The organism is Rhodoferax sp. GW821-FHT07F03 (assembly GCF_059418745.1).
Map to the genome: position 1 here is coordinate 111,154 of NZ_JBWKQM010000016.1, position 24,684 is coordinate 135,837.

Annotated in this window: 26 protein-coding genes; 8 read left to right on the top strand and 18 right to left on the bottom strand. The window is 61.7% G+C overall.

Annotated features, from left to right (window positions below; translation table 11 throughout):
- Window positions 1-156: 156 nt before the first annotated feature.
- Together AC07R0_RS22660 and AC07R0_RS22665 are read left to right on the top strand one after the other, a co-directional pair.
- Window positions 157-2,115 (top strand): sensor histidine kinase, encoded by a 1,959-nt coding sequence (locus AC07R0_RS22660; RefSeq protein WP_495106567.1) that lies wholly within the window; start codon window positions 157-159, stop codon window positions 2,113-2,115.
- Window positions 2,112-2,759: a response regulator gene (locus tag AC07R0_RS22665; protein WP_495098804.1), complete on the top strand. Its 648-nt coding sequence runs from the start codon at window positions 2,112-2,114 to the stop codon at window positions 2,757-2,759. The genes AC07R0_RS22660 and AC07R0_RS22665 overlap by 4 nt, the downstream gene beginning before the upstream one ends.
- 83 nt (window positions 2,760-2,842) lie before the next feature.
- On the opposite strand, the gene AC07R0_RS22670 is transcribed toward AC07R0_RS22665, so the two are convergent.
- The 3 genes from AC07R0_RS22670 to AC07R0_RS22680 form a co-directional block, all read right to left on the bottom strand.
- Complete coding sequence (locus AC07R0_RS22670; protein ID WP_495077433.1) at window positions 2,843-3,139, bottom strand: DUF4148 domain-containing protein; 297 nt, start codon at window positions 3,137-3,139, stop codon at window positions 2,843-2,845.
- A gap of 146 nt (window positions 3,140-3,285) precedes the next feature.
- Window positions 3,286-3,582 carry a DUF4148 domain-containing protein gene (locus AC07R0_RS22675; RefSeq protein ID WP_495106568.1) on the bottom strand — a complete coding sequence of 99 codons (297 nt, stop codon included), beginning with the start codon at window positions 3,580-3,582 and terminating at the stop codon, window positions 3,286-3,288.
- A 284-nt stretch (window positions 3,583-3,866) separates the two neighbouring features.
- A complete protein-coding gene (locus AC07R0_RS22680) occupies window positions 3,867-4,001 on the bottom strand; it encodes a hypothetical protein (RefSeq protein ID WP_495106569.1) in 135 nt (44 codons plus the stop codon).
- Window positions 4,002-4,045: 44 nt separating this feature from the next.
- Between AC07R0_RS22680 and AC07R0_RS22685 the strand changes: the two genes are divergently transcribed.
- The 4 genes from AC07R0_RS22685 (at window position 4,046) to AC07R0_RS22700 (ending at window position 8,739) form a co-directional block, all read left to right on the top strand.
- Window positions 4,046-4,243: a hypothetical protein gene (locus tag AC07R0_RS22685; RefSeq protein WP_495098807.1), complete on the top strand. Its 198-nt coding sequence runs from the start codon at window positions 4,046-4,048 to the stop codon at window positions 4,241-4,243.
- A gap of 3 nt (window positions 4,244-4,246) precedes the next feature.
- Window positions 4,247-6,859 (top strand): sensor histidine kinase, encoded by a 2,613-nt coding sequence (locus AC07R0_RS22690; RefSeq protein WP_495106570.1) that lies wholly within the window; start codon window positions 4,247-4,249, stop codon window positions 6,857-6,859.
- Window positions 6,860-6,980: 121 nt separating this feature from the next.
- Window positions 6,981-7,352, top strand: coding sequence for a response regulator (locus AC07R0_RS22695; protein WP_495077437.1), 372 nt, complete (start codon window positions 6,981-6,983; stop codon window positions 7,350-7,352).
- Between the two features lie 34 nt (window positions 7,353-7,386).
- Window positions 7,387-8,739 carry a sigma-54-dependent transcriptional regulator gene (locus AC07R0_RS22700; protein ID WP_495106571.1) on the top strand — a complete coding sequence of 451 codons (1,353 nt, stop codon included), beginning with the start codon at window positions 7,387-7,389 and terminating at the stop codon, window positions 8,737-8,739.
- A 36-nt stretch (window positions 8,740-8,775) separates the two neighbouring features.
- On the opposite strand, the gene AC07R0_RS22705 is transcribed toward AC07R0_RS22700, so the two are convergent.
- From AC07R0_RS22705 to AC07R0_RS22735, 7 genes are all read right to left on the bottom strand, one after another.
- On the bottom strand, window positions 8,776-10,389 hold the full coding sequence (locus AC07R0_RS22705; RefSeq protein WP_495106572.1) for a methyl-accepting chemotaxis protein: 1,614 nt from the start codon (window positions 10,387-10,389) through the stop codon (window positions 8,776-8,778).
- 328 nt (window positions 10,390-10,717) lie between these two features.
- The gene (locus AC07R0_RS22710; protein ID WP_495077440.1) at window positions 10,718-10,906 is read right to left on the bottom strand and encodes a hypothetical protein; all 189 of its coding nucleotides are present in this window, start codon (window positions 10,904-10,906) and stop codon (window positions 10,718-10,720) included.
- A 9-nt stretch (window positions 10,907-10,915) separates the two neighbouring features.
- Window positions 10,916-11,302, bottom strand: coding sequence for an MAPEG family protein (locus tag AC07R0_RS22715; protein WP_495106573.1), 387 nt, complete (start codon window positions 11,300-11,302; stop codon window positions 10,916-10,918).
- A 47-nt stretch (window positions 11,303-11,349) separates the two neighbouring features.
- Window positions 11,350-11,820, bottom strand: coding sequence for a RidA family protein (locus AC07R0_RS22720; RefSeq protein WP_495106574.1), 471 nt, complete (start codon window positions 11,818-11,820; stop codon window positions 11,350-11,352).
- 90 nt (window positions 11,821-11,910) lie between these two features.
- Window positions 11,911-14,292 carry a penicillin-binding protein 1C gene (pbpC, locus tag AC07R0_RS22725; RefSeq protein ID WP_495106575.1) on the bottom strand — a complete coding sequence of 794 codons (2,382 nt, stop codon included), beginning with the start codon at window positions 14,290-14,292 and terminating at the stop codon, window positions 11,911-11,913.
- A gap of 227 nt (window positions 14,293-14,519) precedes the next feature.
- Entirely contained in the window at window positions 14,520-14,879 is a 360-nt protein-coding gene (locus tag AC07R0_RS22730; protein WP_495106576.1) for a hypothetical protein, read from the bottom strand.
- A 110-nt stretch (window positions 14,880-14,989) separates the two neighbouring features.
- On the bottom strand, window positions 14,990-15,442 hold the full coding sequence (locus tag AC07R0_RS22735) for a hypothetical protein (RefSeq protein ID WP_495106577.1): 453 nt from the start codon (window positions 15,440-15,442) through the stop codon (window positions 14,990-14,992).
- Between the two features lie 1,383 nt (window positions 15,443-16,825).
- Between AC07R0_RS22735 and AC07R0_RS22740 the strand changes: the two genes are divergently transcribed.
- Window positions 16,826-17,812 carry a hypothetical protein gene (locus AC07R0_RS22740; protein WP_495077445.1) on the top strand — a complete coding sequence of 329 codons (987 nt, stop codon included), beginning with the start codon at window positions 16,826-16,828 and terminating at the stop codon, window positions 17,810-17,812.
- Between the two features lie 171 nt (window positions 17,813-17,983).
- Here the strand turns inward: AC07R0_RS22740 and AC07R0_RS22745 are convergent, their stop codons facing one another.
- The 5 genes from AC07R0_RS22745 to AC07R0_RS22765 all read right to left on the bottom strand — a co-directional run bounded on the left by AC07R0_RS22745 (window position 17,984) and on the right by AC07R0_RS22765 (window position 21,555).
- On the bottom strand, window positions 17,984-18,271 hold the full coding sequence (locus AC07R0_RS22745; RefSeq protein ID WP_495106578.1) for a response regulator transcription factor: 288 nt from the start codon (window positions 18,269-18,271) through the stop codon (window positions 17,984-17,986).
- Window positions 18,272-18,276: 5 nt separating this feature from the next.
- Window positions 18,277-18,489: a response regulator transcription factor gene (locus tag AC07R0_RS22750; RefSeq protein WP_495106579.1), complete on the bottom strand. Its 213-nt coding sequence runs from the start codon at window positions 18,487-18,489 to the stop codon at window positions 18,277-18,279.
- A 167-nt stretch (window positions 18,490-18,656) separates the two neighbouring features.
- Window positions 18,657-19,580, bottom strand: a complete 924-nt coding sequence (locus AC07R0_RS22755; RefSeq protein ID WP_495106580.1) for a DMT family transporter — start codon at window positions 19,578-19,580, stop codon at window positions 18,657-18,659.
- Window positions 19,581-19,591: 11 nt separating this feature from the next.
- Entirely contained in the window at window positions 19,592-20,344 is a 753-nt protein-coding gene (locus tag AC07R0_RS22760; protein WP_495106581.1) for a 2OG-Fe dioxygenase family protein, read from the bottom strand.
- Window positions 20,341-21,555: an argininosuccinate synthase-related protein gene (locus AC07R0_RS22765; RefSeq protein ID WP_495077450.1), complete on the bottom strand. Its 1,215-nt coding sequence runs from the start codon at window positions 21,553-21,555 to the stop codon at window positions 20,341-20,343. The genes AC07R0_RS22760 and AC07R0_RS22765 overlap by 4 nt, the downstream gene beginning before the upstream one ends.
- Window positions 21,556-21,642: 87 nt before the next feature.
- Here AC07R0_RS22765 and AC07R0_RS22770 point away from each other — a divergent pair, with 87 nt between their 5' ends.
- Window positions 21,643-22,557: a LysR family transcriptional regulator gene (locus AC07R0_RS22770; RefSeq protein WP_495106582.1), complete on the top strand. Its 915-nt coding sequence runs from the start codon at window positions 21,643-21,645 to the stop codon at window positions 22,555-22,557.
- A 157-nt stretch (window positions 22,558-22,714) separates the two neighbouring features.
- Here AC07R0_RS22770 and AC07R0_RS22775 read toward each other — a convergent pair whose 3' ends face one another.
- From AC07R0_RS22775 to AC07R0_RS22785, 3 genes are all read right to left on the bottom strand, one after another.
- Window positions 22,715-22,972, bottom strand: coding sequence for a hypothetical protein (locus AC07R0_RS22775; protein WP_495106583.1), 258 nt, complete (start codon window positions 22,970-22,972; stop codon window positions 22,715-22,717).
- 302 nt (window positions 22,973-23,274) lie between these two features.
- Window positions 23,275-23,607 carry a hypothetical protein gene (locus tag AC07R0_RS22780; protein ID WP_495106584.1) on the bottom strand — a complete coding sequence of 111 codons (333 nt, stop codon included), beginning with the start codon at window positions 23,605-23,607 and terminating at the stop codon, window positions 23,275-23,277.
- A 678-nt stretch (window positions 23,608-24,285) separates the two neighbouring features.
- Window positions 24,286-24,600 carry a hypothetical protein gene (locus AC07R0_RS22785; protein ID WP_495106585.1) on the bottom strand — a complete coding sequence of 105 codons (315 nt, stop codon included), beginning with the start codon at window positions 24,598-24,600 and terminating at the stop codon, window positions 24,286-24,288.
- Between the last annotated feature and the right edge of the window lie 84 nt (window positions 24,601-24,684).

A 24,684-nucleotide genomic window follows, 5' to 3' on the forward strand; every position in this document is an offset into this window, starting at 1 on the left:
GCTCCGTGGAAGGTGGGTGGGCTTGGTTGGAGGCGATGGTAGGAGGGGGGCGCCGCCCCGTATGTCGGGAAAGTTTGACAATCGCACTATCGGTATCCCTGAGTGCCCGCAGCTGGCGGCCGGCTGACAATTGGTGGACCTTTTTTCAACTTCCCCATGCCAGATCTACCCCCAACCGCGGCCGACGGCGCCGGTGCCGACGGCCTGCCCGGCGTGCACATCCACCCCCACCGCCTGCAGACCGACCCGCACTTCGGCCAGGGCACGGTGTGGCGCTGGCTGTCCGAGGCGGTGCTGCTGGACCCGCGCGGCGAGACCCAGGCCCAGTCCGTGGTGGCGGCCAACAGCCAGCGCGTGTGGCAGATGCTGCGCGAAATGCCGGTAGGCCTGGTGCTGTATGACAGCGATTTCCACGTGGTCTACCAGAACCGGGCCAGCGAGCTGATGACCGGCTTCAGCCAGGCCGAGGCCCTGGGCCGCTCGCCCGTGGGCCTGTGGATGCCGCAGGAGCAGGAGGCCAGCGCGCATGAATCCCTGCGCCGCATGCGCCAGGGCCGCATCGCGCTGAACGGGCGCGGCATGCAGGTGCGCCGCAATGGCCGCGTAGCCTGGGTGCAGTGGTACACGACGCCGCTGTTCGACGGCGAGACCTTCATCGGCTATCTGGGCACGCATACCGACATCAGCGAAGAGTTGCGCGCCCACACTGCGGTGCGTGCGGCCAAGCAGCAGGTGGATTTGCTGGTGGACGCGGCGGTGGACATCGCCATGCTGCAGCTGTCGCCCATGGGCCTGGTGCAAAGCTGGAACCGCAATGCCGAGGCCCTGTTTGGCGTGGCCGCGCTGGAGGTGCTGGGCATGGACGTGCGCCCGCTGTTGGCCCAGACCCCGCACGAGCAAGCGCGTGTGCAGCAGATGCTGGACGGCGCCGCTGGTGGCGAGCGCATGGAGTTCGAAGGCTGGCTACCGCGCTGGCCGGGCAGCCGATTCTGGGGCAACTTGCTGCTGTACCCGCAGCGTGATGAAGAGGGCTCGGTCGTGGCCGTGGTGCTGGTGGCGCGTGACTTGAGCGACCGCCGCCGGGCCGAGCAAAAGATCCGTGAGAGCGAGGCCCTGCTGTCCGCCATCGTCGCCACCACCAGCGACGCGATCCTGGGCCTGGACGCGCAGGCCTGCGTGGTGTTCTCCAACCCCGCCGCGCAGCGTATTTTTGGCCGCAGCGATGCGCAGCTGTTGGGCCTGCCGCTGGCCGAGGTGCTGCCGCTGGCCGACCTGCCCACCCTGATAGGCGCGGTGCGCACCCTGTCCGGCAAACGCCATGGTGGCGCGGCGCTGCACCTGGAGGCTTCGGCCTCCGAGACCCGTGTCAACGGCGAGGTGCTGTTCACCCTGACCGCGCGCGACGTGACCGAGCGGGTTGAGTCCGAGCAGGCCCTGCTGCGCTACCGTGAACAGCTGTCGGCCCTGTCGCGCCAGCTGCTGGAGGCCGAGCAGCAGACCAACCGCCGCCTGGCACAGCTGCTACATGACCAATTGGGCCAGACGCTGACCACGCTGCGCATTTCGGTCGATGCCCTGCGCGCCCAGTTGCCGCCCAGCTCCACCGAGGCCATCGACAAAAGCTGGAGCCGTGTCTCCAGCATGATCGACCGGGGCATGCGCGAGGTGCGCGAGGTGCTGGTAGAGCTGCGCCCGCCGCTGCTGCAGGAGCAGGGCCTGGGCGTGGCGCTGGACAACGAAATCCAGGCCGAGGCGGCGGGCCACGCCGCCGTGTCCATCCGCTTGCACATTCCGCCGACCATGGCCGACCGGCGCTGGAGCCCCGAGGTGGAATACGCCGTCTTCATGGTGGCGCGCGAAGCCATTGCCAATGCGCTGTGCCACGCCCAGTGCCAACGCCTTACGGTGGGCATCGAGCCCCTGGGCAGCCTGGGCCTGCGCCTGCTGGTGCAGGACGACGGCATAGGCCTGGGCCCCATAGGCCGCGCCGTGAAGCCCGGCCACCTGGGCTTGGTGGGCATGCGCGAGCGTGCGCAGGCCATAGGCGCTTCGCTGAGCGCGCGCAGTGCCGACAATGAGCGCGGCACCCTGATTGAACTGAACTACTCACCATGAACGATAGCGTGTATCTGGTGGACGACCACGCCATCCTGCGCGAAGGCCTGCGCGCGCTGCTGGAGCCGGTGGGCTTTGTGGTGGTGGGCGAAAGCGGCGACCTGCCCACGGCGGTGCAAGACATCGTGCGCGCACCGCCCGACTGCGTGCTGCTGGATTTATCGCTGGGCGAGCGCTCCGGCCACGAGCTGCTGGCCGAGCTGCAGCGCCGCAAGATTGGCAGCCGCGTGGTGGTGCTGAGCATGATGGCCCAGCCCCGCCAGGTGATGGACGCGGTGCGCATGGGCGCCACGGGCTATGTGCTCAAGGGCGCGTCGGGCGCCGAGGTCATCACCGCTTTGCGCCACGCCTGCAACGGACAGCATTACTGGAGCAGCGCCATCGAAAAAGTGGCCCAGGAAGCGCTGCGGCCGGCCGAGCCGAACACCCCGCTGGAGCCCTTGCACACCCTGTCGCAGCGCGAGCGCCAGGTGCTGAACCTGGTGGTGCGCGGCCAGCCCAGCAGCAGCATCGCCCACACCCTGAGCCTGTCGGCCAAGACGGTGGAAACCTACCGTTCGCGCGTGATGGCCAAGCTGGGGGTCAGCGACATCACCGGCCTGGTCCGGCTGGCGGTGAAAGAGGGGCTGCTGGACGGCGAGTGAGCTTGCATGAAAAAAGAGCTGCCTGCGCAGGTAAACCCTGCGCAGGCAGCTCTTTTTTTGATAGCACGTAGTGTGCGGGGCGATCAGCTGTGTTCGCGCACCAGTTGGCCGGCATCGCGGGCGGCAACCAGCTCGGCGCGCACTTCAGCGCGGGTCTTGCTGCTGCTGGAGGCCAGCACGGGGTACTGCTTGTCGTTGCCGAAAGGCGTGTTGCCGTCTTTCAGAGCTTGGGCGGCTTCGGCTTGTACTTCGGCGCGGCTCAGGGTGCTGGCGACCTTGACGTCAGGGTAGTTGTTGTCATTGCCGGCAAAAGCGGTGCTGGCGGCGGCAGAAGCCACGGCGATCAGGGCGGTGGCGGCGAATTTGAGATATGCGTTCATGGCGGATTCCTTTCAATAGCAGCATGGCTGGCCGCACTGCATTACGAGATTTGCTGTGTGCCTTGTCGCTATGCAACCCCAGATTCGGATCGCATCGCACTCAAGGCACGTTTTATGGGTGGGTGGTATGCACAGGCAGCCGGGGCTTAGCTGTGTTCGCGCACCAGTTGACCGGCGTCGCGGGCGGCAACCAGCTCGGCGCGCACTTCAGCACGGGTCTTGCTGCTGTTCGATGCCAACACGGGGTACTGCTTGTCGTTGCCGAAAGGTGTGTTGCCATCTTTCAGAGCTTGTGCAGCTTCGGCTTGTACGGCAGAGCGGCTCAGGGTGCTGGCGACCTTGACGTCAGGGTAGTTGTTGTCATTGCCGGCAAAGGCACTGGTGGCAGCCACGGAAGCCAGGGCAATGAGGGCGGAAGCGGCGAACTTGGTAGAGATAGACATGGTGATTTCCTTCAAGGGTTTGGAAAAATGGGACTGCACGCAGTTGTTGTGTGTAGCCATGGTCGGCTGTGGCAGCGCCTGGTGGGGTGTTGTGTTTGCCGAATCCATGGACTGAACTTTAGGCCTCCAGAGCCACTTGCGGCTCCAGCGGCTTTGTCTGCATCGTTCTAAAAAATTGAATTTACGCACGCTCTGTGCGCAAAATAAGAATGTGCTAGGACATGCCTAGGCCGCCCATATTTGTCGGTTTTCACCGACATGCCAAGTCCTTGATTTCATTGGCATTACTGCAGGCCGCTCGTTGGTTTGTCGGGGAATACCGACAAACATTGCAGGCGCAAAGTGCCAAGTCCCTTGATTCCATTGGATATTTTTTCTGGCACGTATCTTGGGAACAAAACACCGTCTGCCGCAGACATGGTGTTCAACTTCTAACAACAAGGGGCTTGCAATGTCCGTTCTCATGATTCTTGTCCTCATCTCCCTGGCCGTGGTGCTGGTACTGACGATTGCCGCGGTCGCATCGTCTCCGCCACACTCGTTCCAGGTGCCGGGTCGGGTGCAGCGCGGCCCTACGCGTCCAGCCCAGTTGCGCCGTTCTACGGACAAGAAACCTCCCGAGCAGGAATCTCCTTCGGTTATCGCTGCCGGTTTTCAATAGGCCATGCCGACGCTGCTGCGCCTGCGGGCGGGCGGAGGGGTATGGGCCGGGGCCGGCGTGGTCAAGGCCTGGCTGCTGGGCAACAAGCCCCGCTACCGGCTGTGGGTGTCGCCGTCCGCGCAGTGGCAGCAACGACTGGAACGCGCGGTGGCCGTGCGCACCGCGGAACTGGCGCAGCAGCTGGACCAGATGCAGGAACGCCAGCTGCAGCTGGAAGTGCTGGCCCACCATGACAGCCTGACCGGCCTGGCCAACCGCAAGCTGCTGCAGGACCGCTTCGCGCTGGCGACAGACCGCTGGCAGCACAGCGGCACACGCTTTGCGCTGCTGATGCTGGACCTGGATGGGTTCAAGGCCATCAACGATCGCCACGGCCATGCGGCGGGCGATACGGTGCTGGTCGAGGTGGCGCGGCGCCTGGTAGCGGCCACCCGCGCCAGCGACACCGTGGCCCGCCTGGGTGGAGATGAATTTGTGCTGCTGGTCGAGGCCGTGTCAGACACGCAGGAATTGCCCCAGCTGTGCAACAAGCTGCTGCAAACCCTGTGCGAACCGGTGCAACTGGACGCCGCTACTGCGTTGTCCGTGGGCGCCAGCATTGGCCTGGCCATGTACCCCGAGGATGGGGTTGGTCTGCCCCACATGCTGCATGCGGCCGACCAGGCCATGTATGCGTGCAAGACCAGCGGCCTTGGGTACAGCCCATTGCGCGCTATGCCGCGCAGGCCCGATCCGTCAAATTTGTCTGTAGCGATGCGGCCAGCGGGTGCTTCGGCAGCAGCCCGGCCCATAATGGCTTCCCACCTAGCCATACGCCCTGCGGTGCCTCTGCGCGTCGCGGAGACCCATGCCATGCTTTCTGTCGCCGACCTGCAAGCCCGGATACAGCAGCTGCAAGAGCAGTACCAAGCGCTGCAGCGCGATTATCAGAACCTGCAGGCGGAAAAAATCCAGCAGCACATCGCGGCCGACCTGTGGCTGGCCCAGCGCACCCGCGAGCTGAAGGCCGAAGCGCTGGAGCAAAAAAAGGCCGAAACCCTGCAGCGGGTTTTCTACCGCATTGCCGAGCGGGCGGCGGCAGGCCTTTCGTTTTACGATTTCCTGCAGACGGTGCACGGCTTGTTGGGTGAGCTGCTGTACGCCAAGAACTGCTACGTGGGTCTGTACGACGTGCGCAAGCACATGCTGAGCTATCCCTACTACGTGGACGAGCGTGACGGCGACACCATGCAGTGCAACGACGTGCCGTACTGCAAGGGCTTGTCCGAATATGTGCTGCGCACAGGGCAGCCCCAGCTCATAGACCACCAGCGCTTTCTGGCGCTGCAGGCTGCGGGTGAAATTACCGAGGCCAGTGGTGACCTGAGCTTCACCAGCTGGCTGGGCGTGCCCATGTTCATCCAGGGGGTGGTCAGCGGCCTGCTGGTGGTGCAGGGTTATGAGCCGGGCATTGCCTACAGCGCGGCGGACGTGGGCATCCTGTCTTTTGTGGCCAACCACGTTAGCAGCGCCATCGAGCGGCACCAGGCGCTGGAAGAGCTGCGCAGGTCCGAGGTGCGTTACCGCACCGTGATCGAAAACGTGGGCGTGGGTGTGGTGGTGGTGCAAGACAGTCGCATGGTGTTTGCCAACCCCAGCCTGGTGCGCATCGTGGGTTATCCGCTGGACTATCTGCTGTCCAACCCCTATACCGCAGCCGTCCACCCCGAGGATGTGGCGGTCATGGTGGACCGCCACCAGCGCAGATTGCGCGGCGAAGAGGTGGAGTCGTTCTACAGCTTTCGCATCATCACGCAGGCGGGTGCGGTGCGCACGCTGGAGTTGTCAGCGGTGAAGATCGAATGGGGCAAGCGTGACGCAACGCTGCTTTTCGTTGTGGACGCCACCGAGCGCCTGCATGCCGAGCACGCCCAGCGCATGACACTGCAAAAGCAGGCCGAGCTGAACGCTATGAAGACGCGCTTCATCTCCATGGCCTCGCACGAGTTCCGCACGCCGCTGGCCATCATCCTGTCGTCGGTGGAGCTGCTCAAATACTACGGCGACCGTCTGCCCGACAGCGAAAAATCCGAGGTCATCGGCACCATTGAAAGCGGCGTGCAGCGCATGACGGGCATGCTCGACCGCGTGCTGCAGCTGGGCAAGGCCGAGGCCCAGTTGCTGGAGTTCCAGCCGCAACAGATCAATCTCGCGGCGCTGTGCCACAGCCTGGTAGACGACGCCCATACCCAACAGCCGACGGCCACCTGCGAGGTGGTCAAGGACTTTGCCGCGCTGCCGCCTACCGGCTGTTTCGATGAAAAGCTGCTGCGCCACATCTTTGGCAACCTGCTGTCCAACGCCATCAAGTATTCCCCGCGCGGTGGCACGGTGCGCTTTCGCGTCTATGCCGACGGCGGTAAAACCGTGTTCGAGGTGTCCGACCAGGGCATAGGCATCCCGGCAGAGGAGCTTTCACACCTGTTCGAACCCTTCCACCGAGCCTCCAATGTGGGCGACATCCAGGGCACCGGTCTGGGCCTGGCGGTGGTGAAGAACGCGGTAGACCTGCATGGCGGCCATATCGAGGTCAGCCGCCTGCAGCCTCAGGGCACCTGCTTTACAGTGCGTATTTAGGTGGCTGCCGCTGCAGTGGGCGTATATTCCCGAAAACTACACGTTTATCCAACCTATCCATCCGGGCAAGGGCTGGCCAGCGTTGCCAGGGCCCGTGGATCACGGTATTCGGGGAGTAGATATGGCGCGTATTCTGGTGATCGAGGACGAGGCTTCGATACGTTCGAACCTGCTGCGCTTCATCCGCCTGGAAGGCCACGAAGCCGAGGGCGTGGCCGATGGGCAACAGGGCCTGCAGGCCGCATTGGGTGGTCTGCCCGACCTGATCTTTTGCGACGTGATGATGGCGCCCATGAGTGGCATGGAGGTGCTGGCCGCCATCCAGCATGTGCCGGCGCTGCAGCAGGTGCCTTTCATCTTCCTGTCGGCCAGTGCCGAGCCCGAGCGGTTGGACGAGGCCCTGCGCCTGGGCGCCCGCGGCTATGTGACCAAACCCTTCAACTTTTCGCAGCTACGTGCGGTGTTGCAGCAGCACCTGCCGGCCCAGGCATGAGCCTGAGCAGCGGCGGCACACGGCGACTTAGTCCATGGCGCGCATCCTGATCGTTGACGACGACCCCGCGTTGCTGCGCCTGCTGTCGCTGCGCCTGCACTACGAGGGCCATACCGCCGTGGAGGCGTCCCATGGCGCTGCGGCCTTGGCACTGCTGGACCAAGGCCTGCCGCACATCATGATCACCGACTTGCAGATGCCCGGCATGGACGGGCTGCAGCTGTTCGAGGCCGTGCACCGCCGCTACCCCTTGCTGCCGGTACTGATGCTGACCGCCAACGGCAGCATCGCCCACGCCGTGCAGGCTATGCAGCGTGGCGTGTTTGGCTACATCACCAAACCCTTTGAGGGCGTGGACCTGATGCGCGAGGTGGACCGGGCGCTGGAGGTCTCGTCCGCTCTGGGCGCCGACATGCCCAGCCCGGACGGCGGCGAGACCTGGCGCGAGGCCATCGTCACGCGCAGCCCACGCATGGAAAAGCTGCTGGCCGAGGCCCGGCTGGTGGCGCAAAGCGATGCCTCGGTGCTCATCTACGGCGAGAGCGGCACCGGCAAGGAACTGCTGGCGCGGGCCCTGCATGCCTCCAGCGCGCGCGGGGCCGAGCCCTTGGTGGCGGTGAACTGCGGAGCCATCCCCGAGAACCTGGTCGAGTCCGAGTTGTTTGGCCACAGCAAGGGCGCTTTCACCGGTGCGGTGCGCGACCACGTGGGCATGTTCACCAGTGCGCACCGGGGTACGATTTTTCTGGACGAAATTGCCGACCTGCCGCTGGCCATGCAGGTCAAGCTGCTGCGCGTGCTGCAGGAGCGCGAGGTGCGGCCGGTGGGCGCGGCACGTTCGCACAAGGTGGATGTGCGGGTGATCTCCGCCAGCAACCGCAAGCTGGAGGACGAGGTGGCCGCAGGCCGCTTCCGCGAGGATTTGTTTTACCGCCTCAACGTGGTGAGCCTGACCCTGCCGCCCCTGGCCGAGCGGCGTGAAGACGTGGTGCTGCTGGCCAACCATTTCATGCGCAGCCTGTCGCAGCGCTACGCCAAGAACATCAGCGCTTTCGCGCCCGGCGCGCTGGAGCAGTTGAGCAAAGCGCCCTGGCCGGGCAATGTGCGGCAGCTGCAGAACGTGGTGGAGAAATGTGTGGTGCTGTGCACCGGCAGCATCATCGCGGCCAGCCTGGTGCAGGGCGCGCTCAGCAACCAAAGCTCCGAGTTGTTGCCGCTGGATGAGGCGCGCAAGGAGTTCGAGCGCGGCTACCTCACGCAGTTGCTGAAGATTACCAGCGGCAACGTGGCCCAGGCCGCCAAGCTGGCACAGCGCAACCGCACCGACTTCTACGCTCTGCTGGCACGCCACCAGATCGAGTCGGCCCAGTTCAAGGTGGATTCTTAGATTTTTTTGAGGCTGGCAGGTAAAGCCCCGTATTCACTACGAAACTGCGGCTATGGCCTTTGCTGGCGCCCGAGCGTGCAAATGCTGACGTGGCATAAAGGACTGGTTTTCATGGCCCAAGGTGAATATTGAAACTGTTGCAACCAGCTCCTGTGCCAAATCTTTCATGCTACTGGCAGCGGCGGCCATTTCCTCGACCATTGCCGCATTTTGCTGCGTAGCCTGATCCATTTGTGTAATGGCTTCACCTACTTGAGATACGCCGGACGATTGCTCGCTGCTGGCAGCGCTGATTTCACCCATGATGTCCGTGACACGGCGGATGGAGTTCACGACCTCATGCATCGTGGCGCCGGCTTTGTCGACCAGAACTGTGCCCTGTTCGACCCGCTCCACACTGGCCGATATTAGTTGCTTGATTTCCTTCGCTGCTTCTGCGGAGCGGCCCGCCAGGCTACGTACCTCGCTGGCCACCACGGCAAAGCCCCGTCCTTGTTCGCCAGCGCGTGCGGCTTCCACGGCAGCGTTCAGTGCCAGGATATTGGTTTGGAATGCGATGCTGTCAATGACGCTGATGATGTCGGATATTTTGCGCGAGCTGTCGTTGATGCCCCGCATGGTTGTGACCACTTCAGAGACTACGGAGCCGCCCTGCGTCGCTACCGTACTGGCGCTCAGAGCCAATTGGTTGGCCTGCTTGGCGTTGTCCGCGTTTTGGTGCACGGTCGAGCCCAGTTCCTCCATGGAGGCGGCGGTTTGCTCCAGGGCACTGGCTTGGCTTTCCGTCCGACTGGAGAGATCGTGGTTGCCTTGGGAAATCTGGATGCTGGCGGCAGACACGTTTTCTGCGCTCTGGCGGACATCGCCCACAATTTTTGCCAGATTGGTTCGCATCGTGGCCAGGGCCACCAGCAATTGTCCTGGTTCATCGGCCGCCCCTGGGGGGATGTCGACAGCCAAGTTGCCGTCGGCTATGGCTGATGTGATGTTGACTGCTTGCTGGACTGGTGCGGTGATGGAGCGCGTCGTCCACCAAGCCAGAAAGAGGCCCAATGCAATAGAGGCAACCGTGCTGACGGTCACCAGCAGCAAGCTGGTATCGGCTTGCGCCAAGTTCTTTTTGAGGTCGTCATTGACGCCTTGGTCCAAGGTGTCCATCAGTTGTGACAGCACATCGGCATAGGCCTTATAGGCCGCAGACAGGGAGCTGTCCACTTGTTGTGTTACGTCCTGCCCAGACTCTTTCAATTTAATGAGTTCCGTACGCTTGGCACGATACGCATCGCGGGCAGACAAGATTTGGTCGTAGAGTTGTTTCTCCTTGCCATCGTGCATGTAGGTACCTGCCTCGGTGACGCGTTTGCTTTGGATCTCTACCAAAGCGCGGATGTCTTGGTTCAGGCGGGTAACGTAGGCTGCGTTGTCGGATTTCAACGCCGCCTCGGTGCGCAGCCAGTTCGCCTGGATGTCTGCAAGCCAGCGTTGCACCAAATCTTGGCGCTTGAGTTCGGTCGTGGAAATGCTTTCATTGCTCTGCTTCAAGGCAACGATGCTTTTCATGCCAAGTGTCGCAACCAACACCGTGATGAGGAGCAGAGCACCAAACGCGGCTCCCAAACGTACGCCAAGTTTCAAGTTCGCAACGCGCATGGGGTTTCCTTCTGGGTATAGGGGTTGGTTTCAGCGAGCGGTACTTACTCTTCTGTCAACCCCGTCCATCGGGCTAGACTTTGGAGTGCTTGTCTCGATAGCCTCACTGGCTGTGCCGTTGCATTATTCAACTGCAGATAGACCCTGTCCACGCCCTCGGCCAGGGAGACAACACGCTGTTTTGAGGGGGCTAGCTCGCGAACGCCGTGAATGCCTGGATGTGGCGCTTCAGCGGTTTCATCTATATTGATGAAGCTTTGGGGCGGTCTGCCCCTGTTTTTACAAGCGTACGCCGAGGACTGCGTACGGAACCTGCGAATGCAGATGCTCAGCGCTTGCGCAGCTTGTAGGCCGCAACCAGAATCCGCACGCCCACCAGCAGGGCCACCGTGCCGTAGGCTGCCCATTGAAGTTGGCCGGTCATGAAGCTGCCGGGCAGGATGTTCAGCCCCTGCAGAATCCAGGTCACGCCGGCCAGCGCCAGCAGCCCACCCAGGATGAATAGAAATGTACGCATGGTGCTGCCTCAGCGGATGGCGGCCAGCAGCGCGCCCAGGCCGGCACCGCCCAGCAGGATCAGCGTGGGGGTAACGCTCAGCGTATAGCCCACGGCACGCTTGGCCGGGTCTTGTGCATAAGCGCGCCAGTACACGAAACGGCCCAGTACATAAACCAGGCCCAGTCCTGCCACCGCCAGCGGCGACCAGTAGCGTGCCGCCAGGTACAGCGCTGGCAGCAGGATCACCAGCATCTCCAGCGTGTTCATCTGTACGCGGTACAGCCGCTCGAACATGGGGTGCCCGCTGACCGCCGGCGCTTTCACTCCGTACTGGGTGCGTGCCTTCGCGACCAGGCTGGCGAAGAACAAAAACTGCAAAAGCGCAAGCACCGTGACCAGATCAACCCAAACCATAGCTGTTTCCCTTTGACGTAAGCGGCTGACTATAGCCCCGCACCACACTACCGTGCGCAGGCCACCATGTCCATCTCCACCGTGGCGTTCTTGGGCAGCTGCAGCACGCCCACCGAGGTGCGGGTGTGCGCACCTGCTGTGCCCAGCACCTGGTAGAGCAGGTCGGACGCACCATCGGCCACCTCGCTGTGCTGGGTGAAATCGTCGCTGCACTGCACGTACACGGTGATGCGCAATATCGCCGCCACCTCGTCCAGCGAGCCCAGGGCGCGCTGCAGCAGTGCCAGGGCCCGCAGCGCGCAGACCTGGGCCGCATGCTGCGCCTGCGCAAGCGTTACGCCAGCGCCCGCGCGACCGGTGACCACCACGGTGTCGCCTACCCGTGGGATCTGCCCGCTGAGGTAGATGTCGCGGCCATTGCGCACCAGGGGCACGTAGTGGCCACCGATCTTGATCTCGCCGTCAAAGGCATAGCCCAGTGCGGCGGCGGCCTGCTGGAAGCGTTCGTCTCGGGACATGTTCACTCCTGAAGGATTTAAATGAAAGAGGCCGCTTGCGCAGAGACTACCTGCGCAAGCCGCTATGAAAAATATAGTAATGGCGCATTTCTAACGCACGGCAAAGCGTACCTGTTCAAAGCGCCCGGCGCTGTCCATCGCGGTCAGCGCGTGCGGGCCGGGTTCGGCCAGCGGCAGGCGCAGGCTGCCGGGTGTGTTGCCGGTTTGTTGGGTGGAGCCCACCCAGCGGCCGTCCAGTAGCCAGACCACCGGCTCTGTGGTGCCCAGGGCCTGCAGCTGCAGCGTCAGGCTCTTCTTGCCGGGCACGGCGTGCAGCACGCTGCCGGGGTCTATGCCGGTGATGCGCAGGCTGCGGCTGGGCGTTTGGTGGGCGCAGGGCGGACCCAGCGGCAGGCGTTCTACCGCGCTGCGCTGGGCGGGCTCTATCCAGGGCTGCAGCAGGGTGGGCCAGCGGGCGTATTCCACCGCGTGCTGGGCGTTGTCGGGCTGGCAGCCGGGGCGCAGGCGTTCGCGCTCATGGCTGTCTACCCAGGCCGTATCCAGCAGGCTGTGCGGGTTGACGCGGTCGGGCAGGGTGGGCGGCGCGGTGTCGTCCAGCGTCCAGGCGCTGCGGCGCACGGCGCAGTGGGCTGGGTCGGTGGCGCTGGCGGCCAGGCCCAGCGGCCAGCAGATGTCTTGCGCGTGCACATTCGGCGGCACGGGCCGGCTCTGGGCGGATATGGGGCCCAGCGCGGCCAGCAGGTCTTTCACCAGCGGGGCTGCGGTGTTGGCGCCGAAGTGGCCGGGGTTGGGCGTGCCGTCCGGGCGGCCTACCCACACGCCCAGGGTGTAGCGGTCGGTCACGCCGATGGCCCAGGCATCGCGAAAGCCGAAGCTGGTGCCGGTCTTCCAGGCCACGCGGGCGCTGGTCTCGCGAAACGGCGCATCCGGCCTGCCGCCGTTCTCCAAGATTTCGCGCACGATGAAGGCCGCGCCAGGGCTCATCAGCCGGGTGTCGGTGTGCGGTGCGGTGGGCGTCAGCCGGGGCAGGCCGGCCACGCCGTTGCGTGCCAGTGACGTGTAAGCGCCCACCAGTTCTTCCAGCGTGGTGCCCGCGCCGCCTAGGATCAGGCTCAGGTTGGGCGTGGCGCCTTGCTGCATGCGCAGCTTGAGCCCGGCGTTGCGCAGCTGGCCGGCAAAGCGGGCCGGGCCTATGCGGTCCAGCAGGTCCACTGCCGGCACGTTAAGCGAGCGCTGCAGCGCCTCGCTCACGCTCACCGGCCCGGTAAAAGTGGCCTGGAAGTTACCCGGCGCGTAGCCGCCAAAGTTCTGCGGCGCGTCGATCAGCAGGCTCTCGGAATGCACCAGGCCCTCGTCCAGCGCCATGGCGTACAGAAAGGGCTTCAGGGTGGAGCCCGGCGAGCGCACGGCGCGCACCATGTCCACATGGGCGGCACGCGCGTTGTCGCTGAAGTCGGCAGACCCGGCGTAGCCACGGATGGCCAGGCTGTCGTTGTCCACCACCAGCGCAGCGATGGACACGGCGTCGGGCAGGCTGCTCAGGCGGTCCAGCAGCACCTGCTCCAGGCGGATCTGCAGGCCGGCGTCCAGCGTGCTTTGCACGATGCCATTTTGTTGAGATCCGTGGGGCTGGCGGCGCAGGCGCTCGGCGGCCAGCGGGGCCAGCCAGCGGGCTTTGAGCGGCGGGGCGAACACGCGCTCTAGCAGTGCGTCCTTGACCAGCGCCGCGTCCCACAGGCCCAAGGTCTGCATGCGCTCTAACACCTTGTCACGCGCGGCCTGGGCGCGGCCTGGGGCGCGGTCGGGTCGCAGGCGCGACGGGCTTTGCGGCAGGGCCACCAGCAGCGCCGCCTCGGCCGGGCTCAGGTCGCGGGCCGACTTGCCCAGGTAGGCGCGGCTGGCCATCTCCACGCCCTGCACCTGGCCGCCCATGGGCGCGTGGTTCAGGTACAGGGTGAGGATGTCGCGCTTGCTGAGGTGCCATTCCAGCTGCAGCGCGCGGGCGATCTGGCGCAGCTTGGTGCGCAGGCTGCGCGGCGCCGGCCCGCCGTCAGGGTCGTTCAGCTCCAGAATGCGCGCCACCTGCATGGTCAGCGTGGAGCCGCCCGAGACGATGCGCCCATACCGCCCCCATTGCCACAGCGCCCGCGCCAGGGCCACAGGGTTCACGCCCGGGTGCCAGTCGAACCAGCTGTCCTCGTATTGCAGCAGGGCCTGCAGGTAGCGCGGTGATACGGCCTCCACGGTGGTGGGCTGGCGCAGCGCGCCGTCGGTACTGGCCCAGCTGCGCAGCGGCGTACCGTCTTGCGCCAGCACCACCAACGTGCCGGGCGACGCCAGGCCGGTGCGGGCGGCTTCGGGCAGGGGGAAGAGGCGGTCCAGTGTCCACAGCGCGGCTAGCAGCAGGGCCAGCCCGATGAGCGGGCGGCGCCAGGGCTGGATGCGGCGGCTAAGGGCTGAGAGCGGGGGCACTGGCTTATGGGGGGGAATAGCTTGGTGGCGCAGATGATATCTGCGGGGGTAGCTATGGTTTTGGGAGCGAGTGGCGGGGCTGCTGCTTGCCGATGTGTGGGGAGAGGGTGCGCCCTTAGCAGGTGGAGCGGAACCGTTGTGCCAGAGGCTCCTTGTCGCCTCAACGTTGGAAATCAGAGGCCGCGCCAGGCGGTCCGCCGAAATGACCCGTTGGGCTGCGTAGAGCTTCAGCCGGGTGAGATATGGAATGCATAGCGCACTGTTTGGAGTATTACCAACCATGCAAGGCCACCAAAGACCAGGGGACCAGACGAGAGGTACATCTGAATCATGTCTTTGTGCGGAACCGGCTCACCAGCAAGTTCCGCATGGAGGTTCTCTACGCGCTGCTGCATATGAAGATGTTGAACAACATCGCTGGGTGCGTTGTTGAGACGGTAGCACCCGAACAACATGATGCCAGCCCCAACGTAGGACCCAATGTTGATGAGCCCAGCCAATGAGCGCCCATAGAAAAATGCCAGAACAAGCGAGAAAAGTGCGCAACTACCAATGACTATTGCGAAGCTCTTGAAGGATTGTTTCACGGTAGCACCGATTTTTTGTAGATGGGGACCACTACTGCGGTCCTATTTATTGATTGGCTAGCGAGGCTGCTCCGTCAATGAAAGCTGATTCTGGCCAGCCGCAATGGGCGTTATGGTGAGACTGGCTGACCGCGATGGAGGTTTTGATAAACGTTGAATCCTTTTTCAATGGCTTCACTATGAAGACGAAGAAAGTGCGGTCCCGCCGGGCTAGCAAGGAAAGCCTTCATTTGTTCGAGCTCGCTTGGTTGAAGATCAGTTCCAACCAGAGAAGCAACTGCTTTTAGCACCTGCTTTTCGTTGGGGTCGTTGCATGGTTTTCGGGTCTCTTTGTTTTCATTGACTTCGGGCGCAGGGCTCTGTGGTCGGGCGGCTCCGGCCGCAATTCGCGCTATTGATGCCGCACTCTCTGCGGCTTCGCAACCGGATACATACGCCTCATACAAAGTGTGAAATCCAGAAAGACGGATGACATCTTCGCGAAGACCATCACTGAGTTCTGCGAAGCATGGTGTTGTTGCAAAAGTGGCAATCACGAAACATGCACGATATATACGATTCATGGATATAGCTCTTGCGGCAACGAATGTAGAAAAGATTTGGCGAGTACCGCACGCCGAGCGTGGGAGGACTATAGCCTGGGGCCATCGTTAGGCTCTCGATTCGCAGGCATATTTCCCTCAAAAGGTGGAGCTATCAATTGCTGTATTTTTCGTAGCTGCTCGCGCAGATGGAATTTGCGCTGAAGCCCTATTTTTATTCGAAGATTTATATGTGGTTTGGGGTAGTGCGGATTGCGCCTAACGTTCATGCCATCCCTGGCCGGGAGTTCGCCCCGGCGGGCGAGTACCTTTTCTTTTGCGCAAAAGAAAAGTCACCAAAAGAAAGGCGTCCCCACTGTCTGCGTCCCAGCGCTATCGCACTAGGAAACCTGCGGTGCTCGCTTTGTGCGGGGTCTGGCTAAACTCGCCTGCGGCTCAGACAACGCCAGCCCTGATCCGCCCAAAGCTGTGCTCCTCGGCGCATACAGAGGGGGACCCCGGGGATCGGGATCGGTGGCGCGTGGCGCCACATCGCGCCTAGGGCGCGATGCCCGGCTTTGCCGGGCTGGCTGTTTGGCTGTCCGCTCCCCCGCCGTGTGGCGTCGGCGAGTAGCGCAGGGCTGGGCGGATCAGGGCCCGCGATTGTCTGAGGCCGAAGGCCGAGTTCGAGCGGGACCCCGACCAGACCGAGCAACGCAGCGTACCCCGTAGCGCAGCGAAGGGGGCGACGACTTCGGCTCGCCTTTTCCTTGGTGACTTTCTTTTGGCGAAGCAAAAGAAACGTTACTGCGCCGCCGGGCGCACATCCCGGCCGGGGATGCTGAAGACATCAATCCTTCCAATGGTTCAAGCCAAATCGCCCGCTAGCGCAGGAGCCACCTGCGCAGCCAGCTATCAATTTGAGAGTAAGCGTCTATTCGGTCCTGGGGGCAGAGCCGAAATGCGGGTGGTCGTCGTTGATGCCGATGGGCAGACAGAGTGCAATTCGGATCTACCTCCCATGGCCTTGCGCCGCCGGGCGGCTTGCCCAGCCTAGGCGGCCTAGTTCTACCAGTTTGGGTGCTGCGCCGGAGTTGGTGCCTGGGCGAACACCTTGAAATTCATATGTGCTTCGGCTCGCAGCAGGTGTAGTTGGGTCGTACAGCATTGAATAGACGGTGCCTATACGGCATCGGAGCCATATGCAGTCGGGGCTATTTTTCGCACCATGCAATTGCCCGTCACACACCGCGTCGGGCAATTAACCCCCCTTCTTAAGGAACGCATCGTGCACAAACCACAAATCACTTAGGTCTCGCAGACCCCGTCATCCCGCATTGGGCTGGCCCGTCAATCACCGTTCTTTATAGGCCCGGCATAACTGCCGCGACCTGAATACCTATTTAGATATCACAGGAGCATCCCATGTCTGCAGAATCCATCATTGTTGAAATCGATCCCGGCCAATTGACACAACTACAAAATAGCAACTACAGCCTGTATCTTGCCAAGAAGGTCAGCGGAGCGTTCACCGTGATCTGGCAATCTCAAGGCCCGCTTCCTACCGCAACTAACCCCGTTGCCTACGGACCTAAGAACACCTTCAACATAGCGGTACCGAGTTACATGGTGAACTGGAGCTCGGAAAAAATAACCGAAGGCTCCGTCACCGCCCAAGCGTCAGGGATCAACCAGAAAATTAACACGGGACAAACAGTGACACTCAGTGCTGGTGGACTTTTCACGACTCCGGCCAATGGGGGGGCAGCCGGAGTCATTGCTATCAACAACGAGCGGCAAGGCTATCCTTATGATCTGCTGCTTGACAACAATGGAAATCCGATCTTTGCCAACAGCAGCGGCATGCCGCCCAACGGCTCAGCGACCCTGACACCGATCGATACCTACCAAATCTGGTTCAACAGCTACCAAGATACGGGAACCATCATCGCCAGCAATACCAGCGAAGTTACGACCGTCACATTCGATGGGACCACGACCACGCAGACGATCAGCTACACCGCTGCGGGCACTTGGGAGGCCGGCCCTCTAGCTTCGACCATGGATCTGGCGGAAGGTACTGGACCGGAGGGAAGTTTGGTCATTGCTGAGGTCTTGGTCACGTTTAAGTATGCGCTGTCGCTAGCGGCAGCGACCTTTCTGCTGAGCAAATTTATCGACAAGTTCTCCAGCGGTCTGCGTCCAAGTTCCGTGACGACTTCGGCGGGTAGCTTCACATTGAAGGTAAAGTTTGATACGCCGAAGAACCGGGAGGTCTTGAAAGTGTTCGGTGCCGGTAAATTTGACGAAGCAGTCCTCCGCGCCCTCAGTGCCGTCAAGAACGAGAAAAACTCCGTCTTGGCGAGTGAGACATGGACGGTGGGCAATACGGCCATTACTGTGAGTCATTGATCGTCTGCGCAACGCCTGGGGGCTTGGTTCAGGCACACGGTAGCCAAGACTGAGCCTTAACTTTTGCCCCTCTCCCGCTGGGTGGTTACCGCCCAGCGGGAGAGGGGCAACACTTGTTGTGACTGCATCTTTGGTTTACCCAATAAGCCGTCAGCATACATATCGCCTGCCTTACCTGCTTTCAGCTTCATGCCCTGGCAAATGCGGGGCGATCCTATGGTCATGCTGGTGCCGGACGTCCTCATCTCGCTTTGTTTGCGCTGCGAAATGTCGAACCAGTTGTGACGTATCGTGAAGCCCCAGCTTGCTCATAATGTTTTCTCGGTGCTTTCGGACGGTGAGGTCGCTGATGCCCAGCACCCGTGCGGCTTGCTTGCTTGTTTGGCCCTGTCCCACAAGCACGGCTACGTCGCGTTCACGCGGCGTTAGTGGTTTGGCTTGAGAAGCATCCATGGACATGGGCGTTAATTTCCCGAAATGGGATTTTGGTTCAAGACATAGACCAGTAGCTCTGTGGCGGTGCTGCAACCCAATTTGCGCAATAGGCTGGCGCGGTGCTTACGCACGGTGTATTCGCTGATATTGAGATTGCGTGCTGTGGCTTTACAGCCAAGACCTGATGCAATACAGGAGAGCACCTCCTTTTCACGGGGGGTGGCGCTGGGGTTTTCACGCATCTGCTGGAGCGCGATGGCTGGCGCACACGGGCGGCAGCCACCGCGTTGATTTCGCGTTAAGCCATCTGCGTCTACGAGATGGCACTTCCCGCAGTCTGGCGCAGGTGGTGTTTCCCAAGTATCGAAGAGATAGATTGCTCTTAAATCGATACCTTAAACAAGGCGCCTTAGGTTTTGGCACCAGGCGTTGGCCGGGTGACCCACCATGCTGACCCTACGATGAGTGCGCCCCCTAGCCAGCCTTGCGCGGTGGCGGCTTCGCCCATGAAGACTGTGGCGATCAGTGCGCCAAACAGGGGCTCGCTGCCCATCAGCAAGGCGACCCGGCTGGGGCTGGTGCGGGCCACCGCATAGTTCTGAACAAAGAAGGCCAGTACGGTGCACAGTAAAACCAAAAAGGCCATGGCCGCCCAGAAGCCGATAGTGACTGGCAAGGGGTGAAACGTGGGGCCTTGGACCACCAGCAGCACAGCTACAGCGCCCACTGCCATCACGCCCATCTGGATCGCTGTCATGGTGAGTGCAGGTAGCTGGTGTTTTTGCCCATGGCGTCGGGTCAGGCATACCATCAGGCCGCGCAGAAGTGCGGCCAGTACCATCAAACCGTCACCCCACACCAGCTGCGATCCACCGCCATGCTGGAACGCCAGCAGGCCGGCCCCCAGCATCGAGAGTGCTGCTGCTGCGATGACGGAGGACGAGGGCTTTTGACCGAGCAGCCACCACTCGCAGAACGGCGTGAATGCCACGCACAAACTGATGAGAAAGGCCGCGTTGGAGGCGGTGGTCAAAGATACGCCGAAGGTTTCGCAGATAAAAATGGCCAGCAAGTTTGCGCCCAGCATGATGGCCCCGCCCAAGGCGCTACGCCACGGCATGCGGCCCAGGGGCTTGAGCGCAGGCAAAAGCAGCACAAACGTCAGACCAAAGCGCAACACCAAAAACTCTAGTACAGGCAGTTGCTGTGTGGCCAATTTGGCCGCCGTGTAGCTTCCGCCCCATACCGTAGCGACCAGTAGCAGCAGCAACTCAACTGGCCCAAAGCCAAGCCAGGCATGTGCATGTACCTTGGATGGCGCTTTGATTGTCAAGGTGGTTTGGGTCATACAACAGCCCGGGTAAATGCCACGACGAGTACGTCTCTGAAAGCCGGTTTGTCCGGCACCACAGGTACCACGGGCGATACGGAGTGCATGGTGCGGTGGTCGTCGCCCACCATGATGTCCATGGGCTGCAGCAGGGTGCGTTGCCAGAGGATTTCTCGGCGCTCGTCCGTGATGGTGGTTTCTCCACCTTGTACGTTGTGTCTGTCCACCAGCAGGCTGACGATGTAGTCCACGCCGTCCCGGTGCAGGCCTTCCGGCGTGGGCTGCCCCGGTACGGAACCACTGGCTGTGATGCGGTAGGGGTGCACGCGAACGTTCCAGCGGCATGCCTTGCCCTCGCATTGGTCATACAGCTGTGTCAGCCAGTCGAGCAATCTGCTTAGCACAGTATGCGACGCGAAATCGGGCTCCAGGGGGGCGAACTTGCGGGCGACTCCGCCATTGAGTTCGTTGATGTACTTGGGCTGCTCATATGGTCCATGCGGCAACTGGCGGCGCTCACGTCCTCTGGACATCTCAAACTCGCCGTAGCGGCGGTAACGGTAGGTGCCACCGTCACCCATGTACTGGTCGCAGATCAGGCGCTCCCAATAGGAGCCAAAGTCGGCTACCTCTTCGCCCGATAGGGCCAGCAACGTTGACAGTGTGGCCCCAGGGATAAATACAAAATGGCTGCGCTGCAGGTGGCGTCCAAAATCACCCATGCCTTTGGTCGGAGGCGTAACTGTATCCAAGCTCGGGCCGATCATGCCTGCACCTCCAAAGATTCCGCGCTGGTTTGGCGTGTTGGGGGCTGGAAAGCGCTTTGCAGAAGACTCTTTTCCCAGGCATCGCGGTCTGTCAGATACAGCGGGCGTTCGGCCCGGATCGAACATACGTCCATTGCGCCCTGGCGCAGCACGTAGCCCACCGTGCCTGATACTTTGACTGCAGACGTCTGGATGAATGCTTCCGCGCTTTGGCGCAACATGCCATACCAACGCCCCTCTATGGCTTCGCGGGTCCACAGTTGCTCCATCGCTATTTTTTCGCGCATGGTTTCGGCATCCAGAACGGCCGTTTCCAAGTGGCGGTAGGCGTCCATCAAGATGGTGGCAGCGGGGGCCTCGCGTACCTCCAGCACCTTCTCTCCACCGGCTAGATGCTCCAGTCCGCTGTATCGGCCGATGGCATATGCCCCCACCTGCTGGTTCAGCAGTGCAATCAGGTCCAGCAACTGCATCGGTTCTCCATCGACAGCGACCGGCAGCCCCTTGTGAAATTGGATGCTGATTTCCCGCTGCTCAATGGGCAGGCCGGTCTGGCGCGTCCACTCATACAGGGTGGATGGCACCCAAAATCCTTCGGGGTTGTCGATGGACCCCGACTCAAACTCGCGGCACCACAGATTGGCATCACCGCTGATACCTCTGGCCTGGAAACGTGTGAGTCCCAACAGGCGGAGTGCTTCTATCTTTTCCTCCCGCGTCAATATGGAGCATTCATAAGGCGTGCCAAAACAGCCCTTGAATTCCAGCTGTGCGATCGCACCGTTGAGCCTGCGCAGGCTGTTTTGGGATTGGTTGGCGGTGTGCACAATGGCCGAACACCCTAGTTCGCTGGCAGCCTGCACGGCACAACGTGCCAGCACTGGGCGCGACAGCGAGGAGCTCACGGGATACATGCCCATATAGCGGGCCTGCGCACGTATCGCCGGGAGCACGGCCTCCGTGGCAAAAGACTCTTTGGCGTCCACCACCTTCAACGTAGCGCCAAAGAAGTCGGCAATGTCCTGCAAGTCTTGGACATGGGCGCTTTCTCCGACATCGATCGCCAGGGCGGTAGTTTGAAGTCCACGATCCGCCAGCTCTTTGAGTACGTAGCTGCTGTCCAGTCCGCCACTGAACAGCGTTAGCACATGGTCTACCCGGCCCACCATGGCGTCGAGATCGTCAAAACTGCGAATTCTTCTGCTTTGCATAGCATTTTTCCAGGTTGTTATTGGCTATGGCATTTTTGGTGGGGCCTGGAAATCTGACTAGACTGCATGGCTGAACAGGAGTTGTGCATGGCGGGAACAAACGAGTTCATAGACGTTTTGAGGGAGTTGGTGGCGTTTGTGAAAGTGGTTGAGTCGGGCGGCTTTTCAGCTGCGGCGCTGCAGCTGGATATGTCGCCATCGGCGGTCAGCCGACAGATCACACGGCTTGAAAAAGCCATGGGTGTACAGCTGCTGCGGCGCACAACACGGCAATTGCATCTGACGGAGGCGGGCCTGGAGGCTTTTGAGCGCGCACGCGAGATGGTTGCTGCCGCCAAGGCTACTTTGCAGGTGGCCGAAGGGCATATGCGCAGCCCCAAGGGTTTGGTGCGCGTGAGTGCGCCCAAGGCTTTTGCGCGGCAAGTGCTGCAGCCGCATTTGCTGGCGTTTCTTCAACGCTATCCAGACGTCGATGTGCAGCTGCTGGTTGCCGACCGACCGGTAGATCCGCTGCGCGAGAACATGGATATCGTGATTCGCCTGACCGAGGACCCGCCCCAGGGCATGGTGGCCAGGTCGCTGATGCCTGTGCGCCAACTGCTAGTGGCCAGCCCAGCGTATCTGGCTTCGCATCCGCCCATTTTGGCCCCGCAGGATCTCATGGCCCACAGCTGCTTGTCTTTGGGAGAGCAATTGGGGGATAACCGCTGGCGGTTTTCGCGCGGCAAGGAAACGAGCGAGGTGCTGGTGCAGGGGCGCTATACCGTAAACCATAGCGAGATGCGGCTTGAGGCCGTTCAAGCCGGTCTAGGCGTGGGCTGTTTGCCAGACTTTGCAGCCGCAGCAGCGATCAAGGCAGGCCGTGTTGTACCGGTTTTGCCCGAGTGGTTTTACGAGGCCAATTACCAGGGCACGGCGTACATGCTGTTCGCTCCGTCACGCTACACCGTGCCTAAAGTGCGGGTGCTTATTGACCACTTCGCCAGTTGCCTCCATGCATAGCGCGATGGACGGTTGGCCCAGCACTGTTCGCCTTGGACTTGGCAAAGGGCTGGGCCCAGCGTACTTTGCACGATGCCATTTTGTTGCGATGCGTGGGGCTGGCGGCGCAGGCGCTCGGCGGCCAGCGGGGCCTGCTGTCCTCGTACTGCAGCAGGACCTACAGATAGTGCGGCGACACGGCCTCCACGGTAGTCGGCTGGCGCAGCGCGCCGTCGGTACTGGCCCAGCTGCGCAGCGGCGTGCCGTCTTGCGCCAGCACCACCAGCGTGCCGGGCGGCGCCAGGCCGGTGCGGGCGGCCTCGGGCAGGGGGAATGCCCGGTCCAGCGTCCACAGCGCGGCTAGCAGCAGGGCCAGGCCGATGAGCGGGCGGCGCCAGGACTGGAGGCTGCGGCGAAGGGCTGAGAGCGGGGGCACGGGCTTGTGAGGGGAATAGCTTGGTGGCGCAGATGATATCTGCGGAGGTAGCTATGGTTTTGGGAGCGGGCGGCGGGGATGCTGTGGTGTGCCGATGTGTGGAAGGAGGGTGCTACGCTGGCGACTGGGGGCAGGCTGTGCCCAGGCTTTAGTAGTCAGGTCGGGGCTGGCACGCTCTTGATCGGATGGATCAGAAATGTTGTGTCGAGGCACTTTTACAGCCTCAATGTTGGCGCTCTCAGGCACGCAGCAAACGCCGATAAACGGCATTCTGCGGCCGCTTGTCCGCCACGCGCAACCGGCTAGATTGAATTTCTTTTCCTGAGCTTATGAAGCGCATATTTCGTGAATCCTTGATGAATGAAACCAAATGCTGCCATGAGAGGTATCCACACGGGAAAGTAACGCGGCCAGACAATCAAAAGCACAAGGCAAGCTAATAACGCTGCCCCAAAAGTGAAGTCGCGCCACGCAAACAATCGAGCAAACTCTTCAATGCCTTCGGGTGGGTGCGAAATCCACTGACGGGTAAGTTCAATGCGGCGGTTGACGCCCATTTGATATGCGCGCCAAAGTAGAAACGCTGCTATACCAGCTGGGAGGACCAGGAATACTAAAACCGTGACTGTGTACATATGGAAATCTAACGACTTAAGCGGACCGTGGAGGATGGCGAAGCCGGCCGGAACGGGTCCGCTTGAACGGGGTTAGGCATCGCTTCTGCGGTGGCGCCGAGCGTGTATTGCTCAAGCAATTGCCAAGGTGCGATGCCTTCCTGTTGAATTCGGCTAACGACTGTGAAAGTGATGACTAGGTCACTAGGCATACGAGCCAGTCTGGACAGATCGTTATGCGGTGACTTCGGATTGCGTGGGTGAGCAAGCGTTATGTGGGGTGCTTGGTGCCTGACGTTCTTCGAACCGAGCAACCATTTACGGAGCGCCTCGAAATCGGCTTCACCCGCAACGCAAGGCAGTAGCACCCCGTGCTCGTGAAACGATTCAGGATACCCAAAGCGCAGGGTAATAGGAGCCGCCTCGGGCGCTGCAAGCCGTGATCTGAGTGAAGTTAGCTCCAAACCTTTGAGTTCGTCTTCCCGACACAAGGTGACGTGAGCTGGGATCAGACATGCTTGGACTGGGTCTAGTAGTTCGCGAGCCGCTTCCAGTTCTGCGCCAACGGATTGCGGAACATAGAGGCTGAGCTGACTTCGGGCGTTCATGGCTGCGATGTCGTCCGCTGCAGCAAAAGGTTGGGCAGCAGGCGCTCAATGTGATTAAGCGAGTTCACCCAAACCTCGATAGCAGCGTCTATCATTTCTCCTTGATTTCGAGCCAGTCATCGAAATCCTTTATCCCGAAGAATGAACCGCTCTCAACGTAGGTAACTTTGTGCGCGTGGTGCTCGCTGAAGAAGGCGCGAACGACAGGGAACACACCCTCATGGAGCCATGAACTTTCATCATCCTGTGGTGGATTCCAATAGTCTGCGGCGTTCAGCACGCTTGGCTCATCCACAACAGCATCGGCCTGAACAATCCCGGGATGCTCAAGCTTCCAATACGCCCACCTATAGCCAGCGTCTGTATAAGTTTTGCAATCTTGGCAGGCGAAATAGCGAGAGTTCATGCTACCCAACGAGGCTGTAAAAAAATCCGGTTCCCACACGCGCAACTATGGCGTTGCCCTGTGCGCAGATCGAGTTTCGTGAAT